The organism is Neochlamydia sp. TUME1 (genome assembly GCF_000813645.1).
Lineage (GTDB): Bacteria > Chlamydiota > Chlamydiia > Chlamydiales > Parachlamydiaceae > Neochlamydia.
The window spans coordinates 1-16,901 of the sequence record NZ_JRXI01000061.1; the positions used below are offsets into that span (position 1 = coordinate 1).

The following is a 16,901-nucleotide window of genomic DNA, read 5'->3' on the forward strand; positions in this document are numbered from 1 at the left end:
CAAAAAAATCCCCTTTATTTATATTCTTTGCCAGATTTCATATACATGTCCTTGCTTAGCAGAAAAAAAGTGAGGCCTCTCTATTTCTGGAAAAGCAAAATTAGCTTTTAGAATGTCATGATCGAGTTCAAATATACCTTTAAAGGCTTTTTCGGCAAAAGGCCCTGAATGAGGAATCAAATCTATCTGGTAAGGTAGAAAATCAATATTAATAGATATCCTACCTTTATCGCTTTTAGGAAAGCCTCCTACGTAGTTGGGAAAAGTTAATTCGCCCCAGGCTAATTTAAAATGCTCCACATCAGGAAAGCTATAGATAAAGTTTTCAAATATGGCAGAAGGTAACCAAAGGCCATTAAGTTGGCAGCCTATCACTTTCCAATTGCCTTTCAATGCTTTATCTATTTCAGACTTATTAAGTGTGTTTGTGTTCATGTAATTTCCTTAGCTTGTTGGAGTGCTATTTTTACCCATGTGTTAAGGGTATCGTTCATTTTTTGTAAAATTTGAAGGTTCTCTTTTATTCCATAGTTTGCTGCTAAACAGGTAGGATCTTTATAACCGATTTGGGTAAGGCCTTCATCGTTTTGCCATACAAGAATTTTTAGAGGAAGTTCTATCCCAATAGCCGGGTTTTCTTGCATGAGCAAAGTACCGGTTTTAGGGTCTCCAAAAATAAGTAGCTGCTCATAGGGTAACTCTAATCCTTTTTTTAAAGCTTCTTCTGCATGATTGATAAGCGCAAATAACTCAACATTTTTAGCATTAATAATGCTGATTAGTTTTTCGATTACTTTTGAAGGTGCTTCAGCACTAGAATAGACGATAAAGGGATAGGGAGGGAGGCTCATGATGAAAATCCTTGGCACAGTCTACATTGTAAAGTTAAGTTGAATATGACAAAATTAAATTTTAATTTGAAGTTTTTCTTGAGTGATTGGAGAGAAAAAATTCATAAGTGGCAGAAATATTACTTCTTGCTCCTCTATATTTTATTTCAAGCATAAGGCCAATCGATGGTAAAAAATGAGGAGAATAAGAAAAAATAAAAAATAATTTACCGCCGTAAAGGGGGCAGCCTTATATTTTAATAAATCTCTAACTTATTTTGATGCGGTCCATTCTTCAATAGGAGAGGGGTAGCCATTTCCTTCTTTTCATATATAAATAGGACTTGTGCTTCTAGCTGTATTTGAAATAGGGGTAGGGGTTTAAGAGCATAGAGTTGAGAAAAGCAGGAGGTAGCTGGAATAATTAAGGCATTTACGTTAAGCCTTCTTAAATTCCTAGGCTAATAAAAATTAAAAAAGCAACAAGCAAACTTTATTCCAGATAAGTTTTAGACGAGGTAGGAAAATAAAAGTAACGGTAAGCAGATTGGGGAAAATTCATTTTTGGATAACCAATAAAGCATTATCAAAGTGATTTAATTTTGAAGGAATGATGATTACTTCTATATATTTCAGTTGATATTCTTTTCTCAGGTAAGGAATAAGCTTTATAAAAGCTACTCTTGAATGAGCAGTGAGATCTTCAATAATATATATTCCTCCTTCTTTAAGTTTGTGAATGCTATGTTGCAAAAAATTAAGGTTAGCCTCAAATTCATGCAAACCATCTTCAAGCATAATATCAAACTGAAGGTTATTTAACTCTGTGTTGCTAAATAAATGGTGAATAGAGCTCTTCTGACGTTGGTCACAATAATAGGTTTTAATCGTTGGAGTCTGAAATAGAATTCTTTGATCTATATCGGCACCGAAAATGTGTGCTTTGGGAAAAAAAAGAGCCCATCCATGGAGCGAAGCTCCAGGGATACCTTCTTTTCCCATATTGTAGGGGATATCTGAATAGTTAGTCCCAATTCCTAACTCAAAAAGATTAATGTTATTATGCCTCCAAGGGCCGAATAATTTAGCATACAGAGTGGTGTAGTTGTGCCTTTTATCTCCTTTATCACTGCCAAATGAGGTCATAATGGCACACAAGGTAGTCGATCTTTTATATTCTTGATGGGATAAATATGCATTTACCCATTCTTCCACGGGAATTTTTGCTAATTTATTCATTAGCTCCTAGGGTTATTTTTTTATGTGTAAAACGTAATTCTCACTTTAAAAGATCATAAAAATAATGTACCATAAAATTTTTGATTTTTTTAAGGAGTCCTAAAATGTCTGTTCTTGTTTATCTGCATACAAAGTGTTCTACCTGCCAGAAAGCTTTACAATTTTTAGATAAGGCTAATATTTCTTATACAGCAATAGATATCGTGAAATCTCCTCCTTCTCTTGAGGAATTAAATAAAATGCTTTCTTATTATAAAGGGGATACAAAAAAGCTTTTTAACTCTTCTGGTAGGCTTTATAAGGAACTTCAATTGAGTCAAAAATTGCCTTATATGTCTCAAAATGAAGCTTTATCTTTATTGCATGCGCAAGGAATGCTTGTTAAGCGGCCTTTCTTATTAGGGGATGACATAGGCTTAGTAGGTTTTCGGGAAGAGCATTGGCAGCCTGTCTTTTTAAGTTAACTTAAGCTTTTACCTTGCCTTCATGCATTTTAAGATAATTTATTAATCTTGCTCTTAATACGTTTCCTTCTCTCAATTCTTAAAAAAGCTTTTTAGTGGGTAGATCCATTTTTACCAATGGATTAAAAAAGCCTTAAATAAATTCTTATTGAGTTTGTAAAGGTAGACTTTAGAGAGAGTGTGTGCGTGTAGGGCTCACCTCTTACAAGCTTATAACTTTTTTCCCTCTGTAAAAGAGGAATGCAGGCTTGTATCTTAATAAGGCTATTTAATCTTTCCTTTAAATAGGCTCTAGTATATGAGGTATAAAAATTATATTAAAATTTTTTGAGGGTCAAATATGCCTATTACGAAGCCAGAAGATGGTGTTATTGTGGGAACTTGCCACCGTTTAGAGTGGATGTTACCCTGGTGGTGGACACATTTTCGTCAGCATAATGAGCATCCAGTATTATTCGTAGATTATGGGGATATGTCTTTACAAGCAAAAAACTGGTGTCAACAGCGGGGGGAGTTGATAAAGCTAGAGTTAACCGATAATTTCATGGCCAAAAAGGAGCAGATAGACCCTATGCAAGCCTGCCTATGGGAAAAAATGCAGCCTCAAGTATGGGATCTACGTTTTACCTGGTATAAAAAACCTTTTGCTTTGTTATTGTCACCTTTTGAAAGAAGCCTATGGCTAGATCTAGATTGCCAGGTGCGGGGATCTTTGCAGCCTCTATTTGAATGGTGTGTAAATGAAGCTGGCTTTGCTGTAGCGGCTGAACATGCCCTTTCTCAAGAATTAAATCTACACAGAAAAATAATCACTCCCGGTCAAATAATGTACAACGCGGGAGTCATAGCATTTGCTAAGCATTCTAAGATAATCAAAGAGTGGGTAGCTCTTGCCGTAGAGCAAAATCATTTGTTTTGTTCTGATCAGCAATTAATGGCCCATATTTTGAATTCGCACCAGGGCTCCTTTACAACGCTTCCTGCTATTTACAATTGGACAGCTGATCAGAAATTTTTTTCTGAGGTAGTAATTTTACATCGCTGGGGAGATGAGGGGAAAAGAAATATTGCTAAAATAATGGAGCTCTTAACCCAAGAGATGAACTTTAATTTTTCTTTTTAATGATCCATTGGGAGGCACGTCACCCTCCTAACTCTTTCAAATATAGAACGATGAACTTTTTTCAAGGATAAAATATCGTCTCTGCGAAGCCTTTTAAACGATGAAAAATAGGGGATGTTCGTTAAATTGAGGCTAGAAAAGAAGTTTTTTATCCTGTTTCTTCTCTATTTAATTGTTTTACCCCACTTACTCCATTTTTTACTCTTTAAAGAGGTTTTATATCTATTTTAAGCAAGGATGAGGGCAAAAAAGAAAGCTTAAGGTAAGCTTTATGGCTATAAGAGTTTTTTGGATAAAAAGCGAAATCATCCATAGTTCTTGGGAAGAAGCAGTAGAAGGAAGCTTATTCTTTTTCTCCTGAAAGTTAGAATTTTTACTTAAACCCTATGACTACCTTTTCCAAGGATGAGTATTGGGGAGATAATAATGCCTAAGCATGCATGCATCTATCTGGCTGTCATCTACCTAACTCTTCAGATCTTTAAAATTTTAGAATTTAGGAAAGGAATGAAAATTTTTGAGATAGCTTCTCAGCAACATCAATAGACAGATGGGTATCACCAAGTTACCGAACCATACTAAAATACCACTGTTATAAGGAGCTTTATTATGGTCGAGATAGGAATCCATGTGAATGCAAAAATTGCCCATCAAAAAAATACTAGAACTTACTACAGTGGCTACCCAAAATAAACCACGAAAATAAAGAGATAGGATCCCTAAGACCCCAAAAGCTAGATCTGCTACACCTACTTCCAATTGAAAAGGACTGCCAGGCGGCCATCCAATCAAAGCTGCAATCTGGTCGGACTTGAAAATATGTCCACTAAAAGCAATAAGCCCCATTATTCCAATATTGAAAAAGAGAAGATAGGAAAGTAAGATTTCCCGAGGCTCAGCTTGTTTAACCAATGTCTTATGGATAAGGGTAAAGACAAGCGCCATTCCAAAAAGTATAAAACCGATCATTTAGGTCCTTAGAAAATAAAAGTTAAAAGCTATCCTTAATTTATTAGCAAAATTTCTATTCTTTTTTCTCCTTATACGCTTTTGAGCTAGTTCTTATGCAACCCCGTACTTTATAAAACTCCTCTCATTAAGTAGAGAGGCAACTTTCAGGGTGTGGGATATGCAGGCTTAGTTCTTTTAAAGCGTGTTATAAATTTTTCTTCCGTTTCTTTTAAGGCCCTTTTTCTCTTCATAATAAATTTTTTCCTTATCGCTTTCTAAAAAGGAAGATGTTGCTAATATTTGCATACCATATTTTTTTTGTATAGCCAAGTAAAAGTAAAAAAATTGCTTTTCTTCTCTTTTTGTTTTATCTATAGGATACAAACAGACGTGAGGAGCAAGGAGTCATATTCTCTTTACCTTAAAAACTTTCATGAAAATTTTTTTTTATCTAAAATTAATGTTTCATGTTAAATCTCAACAAAAATGGCAAATTAAACTTTTTGATAGCATATGCTGATAATAAGTTTTGGTGAGGCAATTATTAAGAGGAATGAATCCTTCCTAACATTTTAGGTTGGTTGAAAATTAAGTATTAAATACATGCTTTTTTCTCCTCTCCTTAATTTTAGGCTTATCCTTCATACAACTATTTTCAGATGCTTAGCGGAATTATTATAGAAAACCCCCCGGGAGTTAAAAATATGAAAAATTTTCTTTTGTTTACCTCGCTTTTTTTACTGATACTTTGCCAGGGGTTCGCGGGAGAGGAAATTATAGGTTTTTGGAAAACCATTAATGAGAAAACTGGCCGGGCAGAAAGCACCATAGCCATCTATGAATATCAAGGGAAATGTTATGGACGTATTGTGGCCACATTTGATGAGCAAGGTGCAATCGCGGATACTATCGATCATCCTCATGACAGAGCCCCAGGGGTCTTAGGTAATCCTTATTACGCAGGCTTAGATATTATTTGGAATCTGCAACAAAAAGGTAACAAATATACCAATGGAAAAATTTTAGACCCTGAGAAGGGTAGAGTGTATGGAGCTGAACTATGGCGCCAGGACGATAATTTAGTCGTGCGGGGAAAATTGCTATGTTTTGGTAGAAATCAAATATGGTTGCCTCTTAATGAGGATGAGCTAAGGGGGCTGTTCCCGCAACCTGGCTTGCCTACCTTTATACCCAACATCCCTAAAGTAAAATAGGCGATCTGTACTTTTTTTTAAGTAGCTAAAGAAAATTCTTTAGCTACTTCTCGTTTAATGGATTAATTTTTAAAAGAATAAAATTTTCTTTCTATAATTAAAATCTGGCATTCATGGCACGCATGAGCCCAAACATATCGCGCGCCATAAATTTTTTATTGGTAAAAAGAAGATGGCTGCTTTCGTAATAGGGCTTATATTTTTGCCAATATTTTCTTTTGCCATCGAGCTTAAACATCCAATTAGCACCTTTAAAGGCAGTTTTTGTAAACCAATTAGAAAAAGTACTTAAGCCGGTTATTCGGTCAATTTTGTCTAAGGGAACCATGCCAAAGGTAAGATATTGGCAATTTTCCTTGCGTAATTGCTCTAATATGGAAACGACAAGGAGTTCAGTGGTCCCCCCTGAAGCCTCGGGCGTGGCCATTAAGAGATTGATGACCCAGCCACCTCTTGCTTCTAATTGATTTAACATGCATTGTCCCACTAAACGGTTTCCTTTGATAGCATAAAACCATCTTTTTCCTGAGCGATTATTAAATAGGTGAATATTTGAAAGATAAATTTGAGGCCCTTTTCTGCCTTTTAACCATGTTTGCTTAGCTTGTTCCATGGCTTGTTCTAGTTCTGCTTGTGGTGAGGTGTATTCATGAATAGAAGTTCCTTCAGTTAAGGCATGCTTAACTTTTTTACGCAACATCCTTGCATCACGTCTTGCCGTAGGATCAAGATGAGGATCTACAAAAAAGTCATGCCCTACCTCAATCAGCGCGCCATTATAGTGCCGCACCCCCCAATCTCCAAATTCTTGGGAAACTTGAGTATAAACGATATTTTTTTTATGGCTTTTGCAATGCTCTTCAAATTCTAGCGCCAATGAAACTTTTAAAGCAGGATCGCATACAGGCTCGCCAAACACAACAGCAGCACCTGCGGCAAGACGATAGCCAATAAGTCCTTCCGCATAACGAGAGGTAAAGATTTGGCAGCGCGGATCAAGTAAAGCGATAGAAGGGGAGCCTCCCCAACGTGTGACGTAATCGGCTATTTCTTGGCTGCTAAGTTTTTGTTGAGATGGTAATTCTTGAAGTTGCATTTTTCTTATCCTTGGCTTTTTTTTGCCAACCTAAATTCTACGAAAGAAATTGTCAATGGATTATTTTAGTTAGGTAAAAGAAGTTCGTATTAAAGTGAAGGGTGTAGAATTTTTAGATACTTTAAAAAGCGTGCTAGAGTACGTGAAAGTTATCCTGAAGACTGAGAGCGACGAAGCATGGAAGTAATACGCTTAAAAAAAACAACGTCTGCATGCCCACTCTTTATAAGTTGCTTCTCTACCTAAGAGAATGGTTTTATAAAGTAGGGGTTTGCATAAGGAGTTGCTCGAAAGCGTATAATAAACCCAAATTTTAGCTTTTGATACAAAAGGAGGAAAGTTTTGCAAGTCTTCCACATTTGTAAGCCTCCTTTTCTTTGTAAATCTTACCGAAGGCTAATGGAGACATTGGCTCCATGAGTTGCCATCAAAAATTAGTACCAAATTATTGTTATGATGAAGGCTTGCTCTAGCAATTTGAAAAAACTGATAATTACCTTCACGAGATCAAAAGAATGTCGATGGGAAGTAAAGATGGCCTTCGGCATATAGATGGCGTGAGGCTGGTCTTGGCGTTTGTACGGAATTGTTTAAAACCAGTCGCTTGGATGATAAGGGGGAAATTCAAAAGACTAAAATCATAAGAATGAGAGTACCGGTACCATGAACTGGCGCGAAACAACTTGTAGTAGCGAAGAAGGCTGGTAATGCGGCTGGAGTAAAGAGGATGGATTAAGCGGTGACATTCATTATTTAACTACATTTCTAGGAGGAAATCGTTAAGTGAAACAAAACCTTTTATTATTTCTAAAACACCTGAAAAAATAGAAATGAGGGGAGCGTTTGCTTAATTGGGAACAGTGTGAATCGAGAGATTTCTGCTCCGTTCTAAGGGAAGCCTGTGGGGAAGTTCTACAAGTCGACTCGCCAGTATCACAAATCGATAAGGCAAAATACTGGTCTTGAAAAGTCACCCACCCCAATTGCTCGCTCTCAAAAAAAAACATATTTTTGCCTCACTTATCGCTTATTACAAGCTTGAATTCCTAAAAATTAAAACCTCTCTCAATCATTTTGTTATAAAATATAAGCTAATCCTTAAAGCCAATCAGATGGCGTATCAAGAAGTGCAAAATTTATATAAAAATTCTAGGTCTGCGTAAGATGAGTTAATAAGTGGATATCTTTTTCAATCATTTTGACCTTCCATACTTAAGTTTTTTAGTAAAAATTACTTTTAAAGCATGCATAGGTCTTTTTTTAGCCATTTCCTTATCTGATAACTGCTTTACATAATTTTATAAAGATATGCTTGTAATAATTTTTTTGCTTGTATTGTTATCCTTTTTAAATAAACTTTTTACGTAATAGCGTTTAAGAAGACAAAGAGCCTTTTATTAAATTCAAATAAGGAGAATAATTAAGGACAAGAAAATGTTTGGAAAGGAGGAAACCATGTTTGTAGCTTCTTATCATACAATTGAGGAATTAAATGCTCTGTCAAAAAAGAAAGCCTCTGCTAGTTATAGCCTTAAATTAAGAGCTGTAGCCATGGCGATGGAAGGAGAGAGTGCCTCTCAGATAGGAAAAACTCTAGGTTATTGTACAAGTGCTATTCAGAAATGGATAAGGAGATATAATCATCACGGTTTAGAAGGATTAATAGATAGAAGGCCTATAATAACTGGAAGAAAAAGAGCTCTAACGCCTGAGCAAGAGAAAGCCTTTTTAACCCGGGTAGAAAAAGGGCCCGAGCCTTGCGAGCTTCTCAAGGTATATCACTTAAGCGACCTTCAATTCATTCTAAAAGAAGAGTTTGGTAAAAAATTAACTTTGCCTGGCGTATGGGGGATTTTACGTCGCTTTAGCTACCCGCCCTTGATCCTTCGTCTTCAGCGCTATAAAGCCAATCCGAAGGAACAGAAAAAATTAAAAAAGTTCGAAATTCATCAATGGATTAAAGAATCATTTTTTTAAGCTAAAGATCTAAATTAAGTTTGAAGATGAGCAATCCTCGGGCAATAATGCTCCTAATATTCATCCTTTCTGGCTATCTCCCGATATTTCTTAAGCTTAATCCAGTTGAAAAACTTATAGCTTTATTTGCTTAGTCACTTTTGCTCTAATTACCTATATCGACGTTATAAAGGACTAGAAAAGCAGGCTGTAGTTTTCTAAAAAAGATTTAGTTAAGCGAAAAGGGAATAAAAACCTTATGAACTGTTTTCTATATCTATTTACGTAAGGAGTTGATTAAAAGTATGTTGTAAAATTTTTTAGACCTCATATCAACACGAATTTTTTGTTGACAACTTGTTGAGTAGGAGCTGAATATTAGTTTATGAAATCAAGGAGATAGATCATGAAAATGATTCAGGCTATCCTAGCAAGTGACTTCAATCGTTTGGGCTATTCTATAAAGTCATTAGCTAAAAACTTACTTGATAAATTTACTTCCTTTCTAGCGGAAAGAAAGAGAACATTATCGACCCTATTTCTTATAAATCATTCCTCTTCTTTTATAGAAAAGAAAAAAAATTGCAAAGTATTTTGCTTTTCTTATAGCCAGAAAGAAATTAAGCTTTCAACGTTTTTTCTTCTTGTTTTTCCTTTTCTAAATTTTATTTGGAAAGCGTCAAATTATTATTTCCCCCATAAAGCTTTTCTATTTGCTGGGGAAGTTCTTGGCCCAAATAGGAGCACATTACATGCTTTTCTAAAGTTAGTGTCTACACTAAAGTTGTTAAAAATAAGAGATGTGAGGCTAATGGAGCAAGGTGCTTACTTGTCTACATGCTTTCACCCTGTCATCTCGTGGCCTCCAAAAAATATAAAAATTGTACAAGACTTATGGGTGCTTAAAAATAGGCACTATTATTGCCTAGAAGAAAAAAATTACAAAAAAGGTGATAGCATATGACAATTAATCAAAATTATTTAATAGGTCAAAATGATTTTTACCACACATATGTAGGTGTAGGTAAAAAGCAAGCTAGGAAAAATGCCCTTAAGACCCACTCAGCACTGGGCTATGAAAAAGTGGATTTAGTGGGCAAGCTAGCAAAAAGCAGCTTAGATACATCAAATGCTGGTAGGCAAAATAAGATAAAGGGGGAAATTTACGTTCAAAGATTGAAAGCCACTAATGGGCAGAGGGTTGAGTTTACGTATCGCGTTAAAAAGAACATAGTTATGGCTTGCATTTTACCTATTAAGGGTGAGCCTATTTATATTTATCCTGAGAACCTTCCTAAAGAGCTAAAAATTATTAAGAGTGCTGAGACATTTTTTAGTTTTATTAAAAATTTGAGCATAAGAATTGCTGCGCTAAGCAAAGATGAATATAAGCTTTCTGTAAGCGGTAAACTATTAGGAGGCATGCTAGATGATTATGATCCTTACCAAGAAGCCTTAAAAAACTTTAAAACACATCTCCTTGACTTAGCCAATCCTCTTCTCTTAAAAGATATAATGGACAAATTGACGCAAATTTCCCAAGATGTCATAGATTCCAATGAAGGCATACAAAATCATTTTTCCGACCTGCTTTTACCTCATGATACGCTGGTTTGCTTGCAAGAATATAATACACAAATAATAAAGTGGTCCGCCTCAAAACTGGATGAGAAGGAGCTTGATGTAATCGTTCAACATGTCAGAAATGATCTAAGCCAATTAGCTAATCAAATAAGAGAGGGTGAATATACTCTTTGGGAGCCTTTAAATGTTTTATTTAAACTTCCCGAGATTAGAATACTGCCAAATGATAACGTTAAGAATATTATCCAGTGTATTAACCAGAGAAATGTGGAGAGGTTACGAAATTGTGTCCTTAGCATGCTGAAGAGTAATGGTGTATCAGAAAGCTCTATTAACGAGAAATTGAGAAAAGAGACTATATACACGAACATTAAAATGCTTTTAGGCCAAGTAATCGAAAAAAAACCTCCACCAGAGGGGATTGTAGCCAATTGGGATCAAAGGTCTGACTTTTTTGTTAATAAAACTCTTAATTTGACTAATCCGGAAACAGGAGAGCTTTATACCGGAAGCATTGTAAAATGCTTGCGGAAAGAAACTGACAATAGCCTCATTTTTTATTTGCAAAATCAGTCTGAAATTCACATCGTACCTAATACTTATAAAGTAAAAATAATAGAAAATCACCATCATAAATTGTGGTTAGCTATCCATAACAACCTTTTAACAAGCCAAGGGACTTTTAAAGTCGAGCTAGCACAGGAACAACAAGAAAAAATTAACCTCCAGCCAGGGGTTTATTCCATAAGCTTTCCCGAGCATAGTAATGGCAGTACTTCATCTTCGACTAGCTCGACAAGAATAGAGCTAAGCGATGGAGAAACACAGCAAAAGAAATATGTGCTTACTGCTTATTATGAAAAAGATAGTGTCTCTAAAATTGAAATCCAGGAGTTGAAGCGGCGGAAGAGAAAATATATCAAGTCGAATGCTTCTACATATACACCGTCAGAGTTAAATGGAATGTATACTGTGAGAAGAAGGGTACAGAAAACTATCTCAGGCATTAATTCAGTCAATGCTGATAAGCAGATTCTCATCAAAGATGAAAAGGACGAAAATACACTCAAATTATTTCATCTTAATCAACTTAAAGAACAAATCGATGCCCTTCGAATAGAGCTTGTGCAGCAATCTGGCCTTTTAGAGCTACTGATCGATAATTTAGTCTCTCACCAGCTTACTAAAGTTGACTGGGAGCTGCTGACTTCCCAGGAACAAGATTTAGCTGAGCGTCTAACGAGTATATCTGAAAAATATTTTCAACGTTTAAAAATAGCCTATCCGAAAGAAGATATTTTGAAGGAATTAGTAAAAGAGGCCAATTATGCATCTTTTATAGGCAAAGAGGAAAGTTTAAAAGTCTCTAAAACCCTGGAATTATTACCGGAAGCATATCAGCACATAGAAAAGATAAAAAATAAGGATGTCATCTTTTTTGTAGGTAACACAGGCTCGGGCAAAAGTACGGCCATTAGCTATTTTTTAGGTGTCGCGAGCAAATCCTTTTCTAGCGATGCTGATAATGAAGTGGTACGTGCGAAAGAGAATGAAGAAGCTGAAGAGACATATTCTACCCTTGGGCACGCTTCAGGTGAGCCTGAAGCTCTTTATAATCAAGTTTATGCAGTTCCGGATTCTTCTTCCCTTGTACTTGCTGATTGTCCAAGATTCAATGATACGCGAGGAGAAGACTATGAGATTCTCGCTAATCTAAGCATTGATCTGGCAGTGCAAGAAGCCAAGCAGATTAAAGCCATTGTGTTAGTTGTGTCCATCCATGCTTTTTTAGTAGATCGAGCTAATGCGATTATTGACCTTATTCATACAGTCAAAGAAAGGTTTCCTGGTTTTTTTAACCCAGATAAGCCTCAAGATAATCCTGGCGTCTATTTATTGATTACTAAACAAAAGCAAGTGGCTCCAGAAATGGTGGATAAACTTAAAGATGGCACTCGAATTAAAGAACTTCTTGAAGGAACCCCAATGAGAGGTAATATCTGGGAAGTGATCAATCACATGCAAGAGAACAGCCAAGTGGACTTTATCGATATAGATGATGTGTGTGAGACAAAAAAAATTATTGGAAAAATATAAGCAAACCTTTCCACGGATTGCTAAAGATCAATATGTACCCGCTATGCAAAGGAGAGACATGCAGATAAAATTTGATAAATATGTCAAAATGTCCACCGATATTTGGACTCACCATATCTTTACGCCCTACTTGCAAAGCCTTCCTGCATCTATTCAATCTTCAAAAAATGAAATCGAAACAAAAAAGAAGCGTTTAAAAGAGCTTGAAGGGGAAATAGAACATCAGCTAAACACAACAGTTCCATTGTTTGCCCTCAAACAAATGATAAATTACCTCGTTAAATGGCAATCTCTCTCTCCAGAGCAACTCCTAGACAAGTATATTAGCAAATACTCTTCCAATGTTTCATGGGATATAGAAAAGATTCCAAGTTGCCAGGAAAAAAAGGAGCTAATAAATACGCCCCTGGACATGAAAAAGTTAAAAGATTTATCTGAAAATTTATCTGACTTAGAAAATAAAGATTCAAATTGCGAGGGAAAAAAGGAGCTACAAGATGCGATCCAAAATTTAAAAAATTTAATAAATTTAAAAAAGATAGAAGTTGACATAAAGATTACCGAAGGGGAAAAAAAAGCAGAAGAAGAGAAACTTCAAGCGACCGAAAAAAGAAAAAGGAACCTTGCCATCATCATTCAAACTCACAAAGAGACCGCTAAACTTTTAAGAGATTTTTCAGGGCTTGTTGTCGGCCAGCCTACTGGAACAGAGAGAAGCAACCAGAGAAACGAAGTGGCAGAGGCATGTCAAAAGTTTATAAAAATTTATGATGAAAATATTAAAGAATTAGAAAAACAATGCTGCGAAGATCTAAAACTTGCTCAGTAAATAAAATGCAAAAATTTAGGAGGATGAAGTATGAAAATTATTAATTTTAATGCATCAACTAACAAGACAGCCATTTTCGTTTTTTATGGACCTAACAATATTACGCCTTCCACAGCTAGTATCATTACCAATATTGGCCCGGCTTCTTTAGTTAATTCTAACGGCGTGTGTGTTAACACGTATAAATCTTTGCTGAATGATAAGAAAATCGAGGTATTATACAATAAGCAGACTGGCCTGTCTGCTATTATTCATTTTTTAGATGTTCAAGGCAATGTTGTAAGTAAAAGCTTGCCTCTTCTCTTAAAAGGCATGCCAGCAGAAATAACTGTTCAAAAGGATGTTAGCCAAATTAAGCGCTTTTTTGAAAATACACACTTAATTGCAGAAAAAAGTGTAGAAGGAAAATATACGCATGTATCAGCCCATATTAGTGGCAAGGGAGGAGGGAACGGAAAGATCCCCTTCCAACCGGGCCTTGCTTTAGGCTCCGTCGTTAGGGGTGAGACTTTGATAAAAATGGAAGAGTATGCGCAAAAAATGGCAAACGAGGAAACTATTATAGAACAAATCAAGTCTGCTGAACAAAGAATTGACATGTTAGATGCTAAAATCAAATCTAGAAAGGAGGTAAAAGGTCGAGATGAAGTTACAAAGGCTCTTAATGACTGTTGGGAAGAACAAATAACGGCGGCAAAAAATCTTATAGATACACTAAGTAAAAAACTAGCAGAGAGAAAAGGTGGCGAGATACCTGCTTTTGAGAATTTTTATCAAACACTTGATTTATCACCTATTGATATGGCTAGATCTCAAATAGAAGTTCAACCGCGAGGCTTTGACAGCCTTCACTATAGTTCTCAATATATTAATATGGAGCAAGAACTTTCTGAGATTCATGATAGAATTGCTCATAGCTCTATTGCTAGCAGCATCTCAGCGAATGGAGGATGGTTGATGTTGGGTGGTAGCGCTTCTCTTTCTGGGGCTAGTGCAACTTCAGAACGCTTGGCTCAAATCAAAAGGGAAGGTATAGCTGAAGGGGTATTAGTGATCAACGCTGTCGCTACCAGTCGACATGTCCGCTGTTTTACTGATCTGCAGTATAGTAAAAGAAAGTTGCAAGCTCTTCTGAATGCTATGAATAGAAACAATAATGATGAGCTTAAGAAATATGGAATTTCCCAGAGAGCGGATGGTACTAAGGAAATTTATTTATTAACACAAGCGGTATTAGGTGGCTCATTCACCGCCCTTGTGACTTTCTCAAATGAATCAAAAATGAATAGGAAGTTGAATGAAAATATCCATGAGCATAGCATCAATACTGCAGCAAAAGGTGGAGGAAATTTCGTAGATTGGGGAATATCGCTAGGCAGTTCCAATGCCATCCAATATGGAATCCAAACAGAAAATGATATATTAAGAAGCATAGTAGGCACAAAGGTATCTATCGAAATTATTTCACAAGGTGCTATGCCTGTTTTTGCAGGGGAGATGGTGGAACGGGAGATTATGAAACATGTGGATCTCAATCCTTCGAAATTTGAACTGAGCAAAAAAGATGAAGAAGATGCAGAAATAATGGCTACTGGCAAGGAAAAAGAAAAAGCCATAGCTGTCTTACAGCGACGGATGAAAATGGAAAATGCACAGGTCGCAGTGATGAATACTTATCGCGGCTTAACTTCCTCAAAAGAGAAACAAAATGTTCATTCTACACAGAGTGTAATGGAAGCTTACGAGAATTTTGTTACCCAAATGACCACTGATCGTGACTGTGGAATACCTATTGGATTTAACTATCAGATATTAACCCAAAAAGAAATTGAAGGGATGTTAGAGGAACTCAACTCTTCCTTTAAGGAGGCAGAGCAAAGCAAGCCAAGCGTAAGCCAAGCAGCGCAGAAACCTGAAATAGATGCAAAAGGAAAGCAACATGAGGGCCAGGTCTTACAGAAACCTACACAAGCTAAATAGATTTTAATCTTTCTGGCGGCCAACTTGGCCGCATTAAATCCACTTAAAATTTTAAAAACTAAGGGAGCCCTATATGAGTGCTATCATAAGTCAAAGAGATGTACTGCCTATGCACTTAGGCTATGCACTGGGAAGTATTATTAAGAAAAGTGATTTTTTATTACCTCTGAAGAATAAAGTCCGTTTAAACTTAGAAGAAGAGCTTGAGAGGGCAAATATCGAAAAAGTTGAGGTGACAAATTCTCCCTCTGATACAGAAACTGTTAAAAATGAGAAACAAACAAGGTTAAACATTTTAAACGCTAAGATAAATAAAATTAAGAAAGACTATAGTGAGGTATGCAGCAATATAAGCAAGCTGTATGAGTCACGAAACTTCTTTTCTACTGAAGAAATGCTTCCTATTGATCCCCATTATTCCAAAGTCAAAATTGTTGACGAACGTTCTTTCTTTTCAGAAAAAATGTCGCATCTTGTTTTTAGAAAGACAGATACTACAGGTACAGATTTGCATAAAAAGATAGAGATGTTTGTTTCTCAACTGTTTTCTCAAGATGCTCCATCCAGTCTTCTCTCCTCTAGTATGCTAGGGACTGTAACGAGTAGCATAGAAAATATGCTAGAGACAGAAAGCCAAATCTATTTAGTAGGCTCTTTTATTACCCTGCCTCGTGTCCGAGTTATGGATCCTGTTGCTATTAGAAGAAAGGCAACAATTAGCAATGCATTAATAGAACAGGCCGAGCAATATTATGTGTTAACTGAGGCTGTCTTAGGAGCGGTCTTTTTAGGTTGCGGAAAATATATATCAGGAAGCGGACAGGGTGATAAGGAAGGGGGTAAAGAGTCTGAATCCTTAATGTCCAAGGTCTCTATGATTTCCTATATTAGTCAAGGAGCTATTCCTCGACCTGGTAAAGATGCGGAAGATATAAATATGTGGAATGTATATGCACAATGGAAACAAGTACTACTAGAAGATCCTTTAAGTGGATATCCTATTGGATTTAAAGTTAGAGAACTGCAAGATGTATTTAGTGAAAATAAAATTTCTGTAAGAAGAAAAGAGGAAGCCGATACAGGTAGCTAGTTTTTTTTGTTAAGCAAGCGCCCGGCTAAGGCTATTGACAGGCTACAGGCGGGTAGTACTTTTTTTTCAAAAGAGGATAGGAGCATGTCTGTGAAGGATAAAAGCCTTAAATGTGTTCCACGCAGTGCTTGAACTGACAGACAAGGACTAACTGGCAGGTGGATTAAGACTGCCAGTTTTCACTTATTTCGGTAGTTAGTCCCTTACTATCCGGAAATGTTTGCAGGTATGTTTTCTCAAAGTAAAACTGTCATATATACGCTTTACTATTATCCAAGCCCATTTATTTATTTATTTTTCTTGGTCTTCTGGCCCTTCCTCAAGGCTTATCAACACTTTCTTTCTAAAAGTTGTCGCTTTTCACCTAAGTTTATTTTGACCAATTTACCCAAGCGAGTCTACGCTCTACAACCCATCGCCTTCACTAAACAAGGATTTATTGCTTAAT

At 36.2% G+C, this 16,901-nt stretch carries 13 protein-coding genes; 8 read left to right on the top strand and 5 right to left on the bottom strand.

Annotated features, from left to right (window positions below):
* Positions 1–18: 18 nt before the first annotated feature.
* The 3 genes from DB41_RS02610 to DB41_RS10535 all read right to left on the bottom strand — a co-directional run bounded on the left by DB41_RS02610 (position 19) and on the right by DB41_RS10535 (position 2,069).
* Complete coding sequence (locus DB41_RS02610; protein WP_039383969.1) at positions 19–435, bottom strand: hypothetical protein; 417 nt, start codon at positions 433–435, stop codon at positions 19–21.
* On the bottom strand, positions 432–851 hold the full coding sequence (locus tag DB41_RS02615; RefSeq protein ID WP_052243818.1) for a DUF302 domain-containing protein: 420 nt from the start codon (positions 849–851) through the stop codon (positions 432–434). Before DB41_RS02615 ends, DB41_RS02610 begins: the two co-directional genes overlap by 4 nt.
* A gap of 537 nt (positions 852–1,388) precedes the next feature.
* A complete protein-coding gene (locus tag DB41_RS10535) occupies positions 1,389–2,069 on the bottom strand; it encodes a hypothetical protein (protein ID WP_052243819.1) in 681 nt (226 codons plus the stop codon).
* 104 nt (positions 2,070–2,173) lie between these two features.
* Here DB41_RS10535 and DB41_RS02625 point away from each other — a divergent pair, with 104 nt between their 5' ends.
* Complete coding sequence (locus DB41_RS02625) at positions 2,174–2,533, top strand: Spx/MgsR family RNA polymerase-binding regulatory protein (protein WP_039383971.1); 360 nt, start codon at positions 2,174–2,176, stop codon at positions 2,531–2,533.
* Between the two features lie 340 nt (positions 2,534–2,873).
* Positions 2,874–3,656, top strand: a complete 783-nt coding sequence (locus tag DB41_RS02630) for a hypothetical protein (protein WP_039383972.1) — start codon at positions 2,874–2,876, stop codon at positions 3,654–3,656.
* A gap of 489 nt (positions 3,657–4,145) precedes the next feature.
* On the opposite strand, the gene DB41_RS02635 is transcribed toward DB41_RS02630, so the two are convergent.
* Complete coding sequence (locus DB41_RS02635; protein WP_039383974.1) at positions 4,146–4,625, bottom strand: DUF6790 family protein; 480 nt, start codon at positions 4,623–4,625, stop codon at positions 4,146–4,148.
* Positions 4,626–5,311: 686 nt separating this feature from the next.
* On the opposite strand from DB41_RS02635, the gene DB41_RS02645 reads away from it, so the two are divergent.
* Positions 5,312–5,821, top strand: coding sequence for a DUF2147 domain-containing protein (locus DB41_RS02645; protein ID WP_039384006.1), 510 nt, complete (start codon positions 5,312–5,314; stop codon positions 5,819–5,821).
* A 97-nt stretch (positions 5,822–5,918) separates the two neighbouring features.
* Here DB41_RS02645 and DB41_RS02650 read toward each other — a convergent pair whose 3' ends face one another.
* Positions 5,919–6,917, bottom strand: coding sequence for a phosphatidylglycerol lysyltransferase domain-containing protein (locus DB41_RS02650; protein WP_039383977.1), 999 nt, complete (start codon positions 6,915–6,917; stop codon positions 5,919–5,921).
* Positions 6,918–8,372: 1,455 nt separating this feature from the next.
* Between DB41_RS02650 and DB41_RS02660 the strand changes: the two genes are divergently transcribed.
* From DB41_RS02660 to DB41_RS02685, 5 genes are all read left to right on the top strand, one after another.
* Complete coding sequence (locus DB41_RS02660; RefSeq protein WP_162180903.1) at positions 8,373–8,894, top strand: helix-turn-helix domain-containing protein; 522 nt, start codon at positions 8,373–8,375, stop codon at positions 8,892–8,894.
* Between the two features lie 939 nt (positions 8,895–9,833).
* Positions 9,834–12,554, top strand: coding sequence for a hypothetical protein (locus DB41_RS02670; protein ID WP_039383984.1), 2,721 nt, complete (start codon positions 9,834–9,836; stop codon positions 12,552–12,554).
* 58 nt (positions 12,555–12,612) lie between these two features.
* Complete coding sequence (locus DB41_RS02675) at positions 12,613–13,383, top strand: hypothetical protein (protein WP_155117547.1); 771 nt, start codon at positions 12,613–12,615, stop codon at positions 13,381–13,383.
* Between the two features lie 30 nt (positions 13,384–13,413).
* The gene (locus tag DB41_RS02680) at positions 13,414–15,363 is read left to right on the top strand and encodes a hypothetical protein (protein WP_039383987.1); all 1,950 of its coding nucleotides are present in this window, start codon (positions 13,414–13,416) and stop codon (positions 15,361–15,363) included.
* A gap of 73 nt (positions 15,364–15,436) precedes the next feature.
* Positions 15,437–16,453: a hypothetical protein gene (locus DB41_RS02685; RefSeq protein ID WP_039383989.1), complete on the top strand. Its 1,017-nt coding sequence runs from the start codon at positions 15,437–15,439 to the stop codon at positions 16,451–16,453.
* Positions 16,454–16,901 lie beyond the last annotated feature (448 nt).

What these genes read in the sequence shown, in the direction of transcription:
- DB41_RS10535 (WP_052243819.1), bottom strand. Translation starts at nt 2,069, where the DNA reads ATGAATAAATTAGCAAAAATTCCCGTGGAAGAATGGGTAAATGCATAT.
- DB41_RS02685 (WP_039383989.1), top strand. Translation starts at nt 15,437, where the DNA reads ATGAGTGCTATCATAAGTCAAAGAGATGTACTGCCTATGCACTTAGGC.
- DB41_RS02680 (WP_039383987.1), top strand. Translation starts at nt 13,414, where the DNA reads ATGAAAATTATTAATTTTAATGCATCAACTAACAAGACAGCCATTTTC.
- DB41_RS02625 (WP_039383971.1), top strand. Translation starts at nt 2,174, where the DNA reads ATGTCTGTTCTTGTTTATCTGCATACAAAGTGTTCTACCTGCCAGAAA.
- DB41_RS02630 (WP_039383972.1), top strand. Translation starts at nt 2,874, where the DNA reads ATGCCTATTACGAAGCCAGAAGATGGTGTTATTGTGGGAACTTGCCAC.
- DB41_RS02660 (WP_162180903.1), top strand. Translation starts at nt 8,373, where the DNA reads ATGTTTGTAGCTTCTTATCATACAATTGAGGAATTAAATGCTCTGTCA.
- DB41_RS02650 (WP_039383977.1), bottom strand. Translation starts at nt 6,917, where the DNA reads ATGCAACTTCAAGAATTACCATCTCAACAAAAACTTAGCAGCCAAGAA.
- DB41_RS02675 (WP_155117547.1), top strand. Translation starts at nt 12,613, where the DNA reads ATGCAGATAAAATTTGATAAATATGTCAAAATGTCCACCGATATTTGG.
- DB41_RS02645 (WP_039384006.1), top strand. Translation starts at nt 5,312, where the DNA reads ATGAAAAATTTTCTTTTGTTTACCTCGCTTTTTTTACTGATACTTTGC.
- DB41_RS02670 (WP_039383984.1), top strand. Translation starts at nt 9,834, where the DNA reads ATGACAATTAATCAAAATTATTTAATAGGTCAAAATGATTTTTACCAC.
- DB41_RS02610 (WP_039383969.1), bottom strand. Translation starts at nt 435, where the DNA reads ATGAACACAAACACACTTAATAAGTCTGAAATAGATAAAGCATTGAAA.
- DB41_RS02635 (WP_039383974.1), bottom strand. Translation starts at nt 4,625, where the DNA reads ATGATCGGTTTTATACTTTTTGGAATGGCGCTTGTCTTTACCCTTATC.
- DB41_RS02615 (WP_052243818.1), bottom strand. Translation starts at nt 851, where the DNA reads ATGAGCCTCCCTCCCTATCCCTTTATCGTCTATTCTAGTGCTGAAGCA.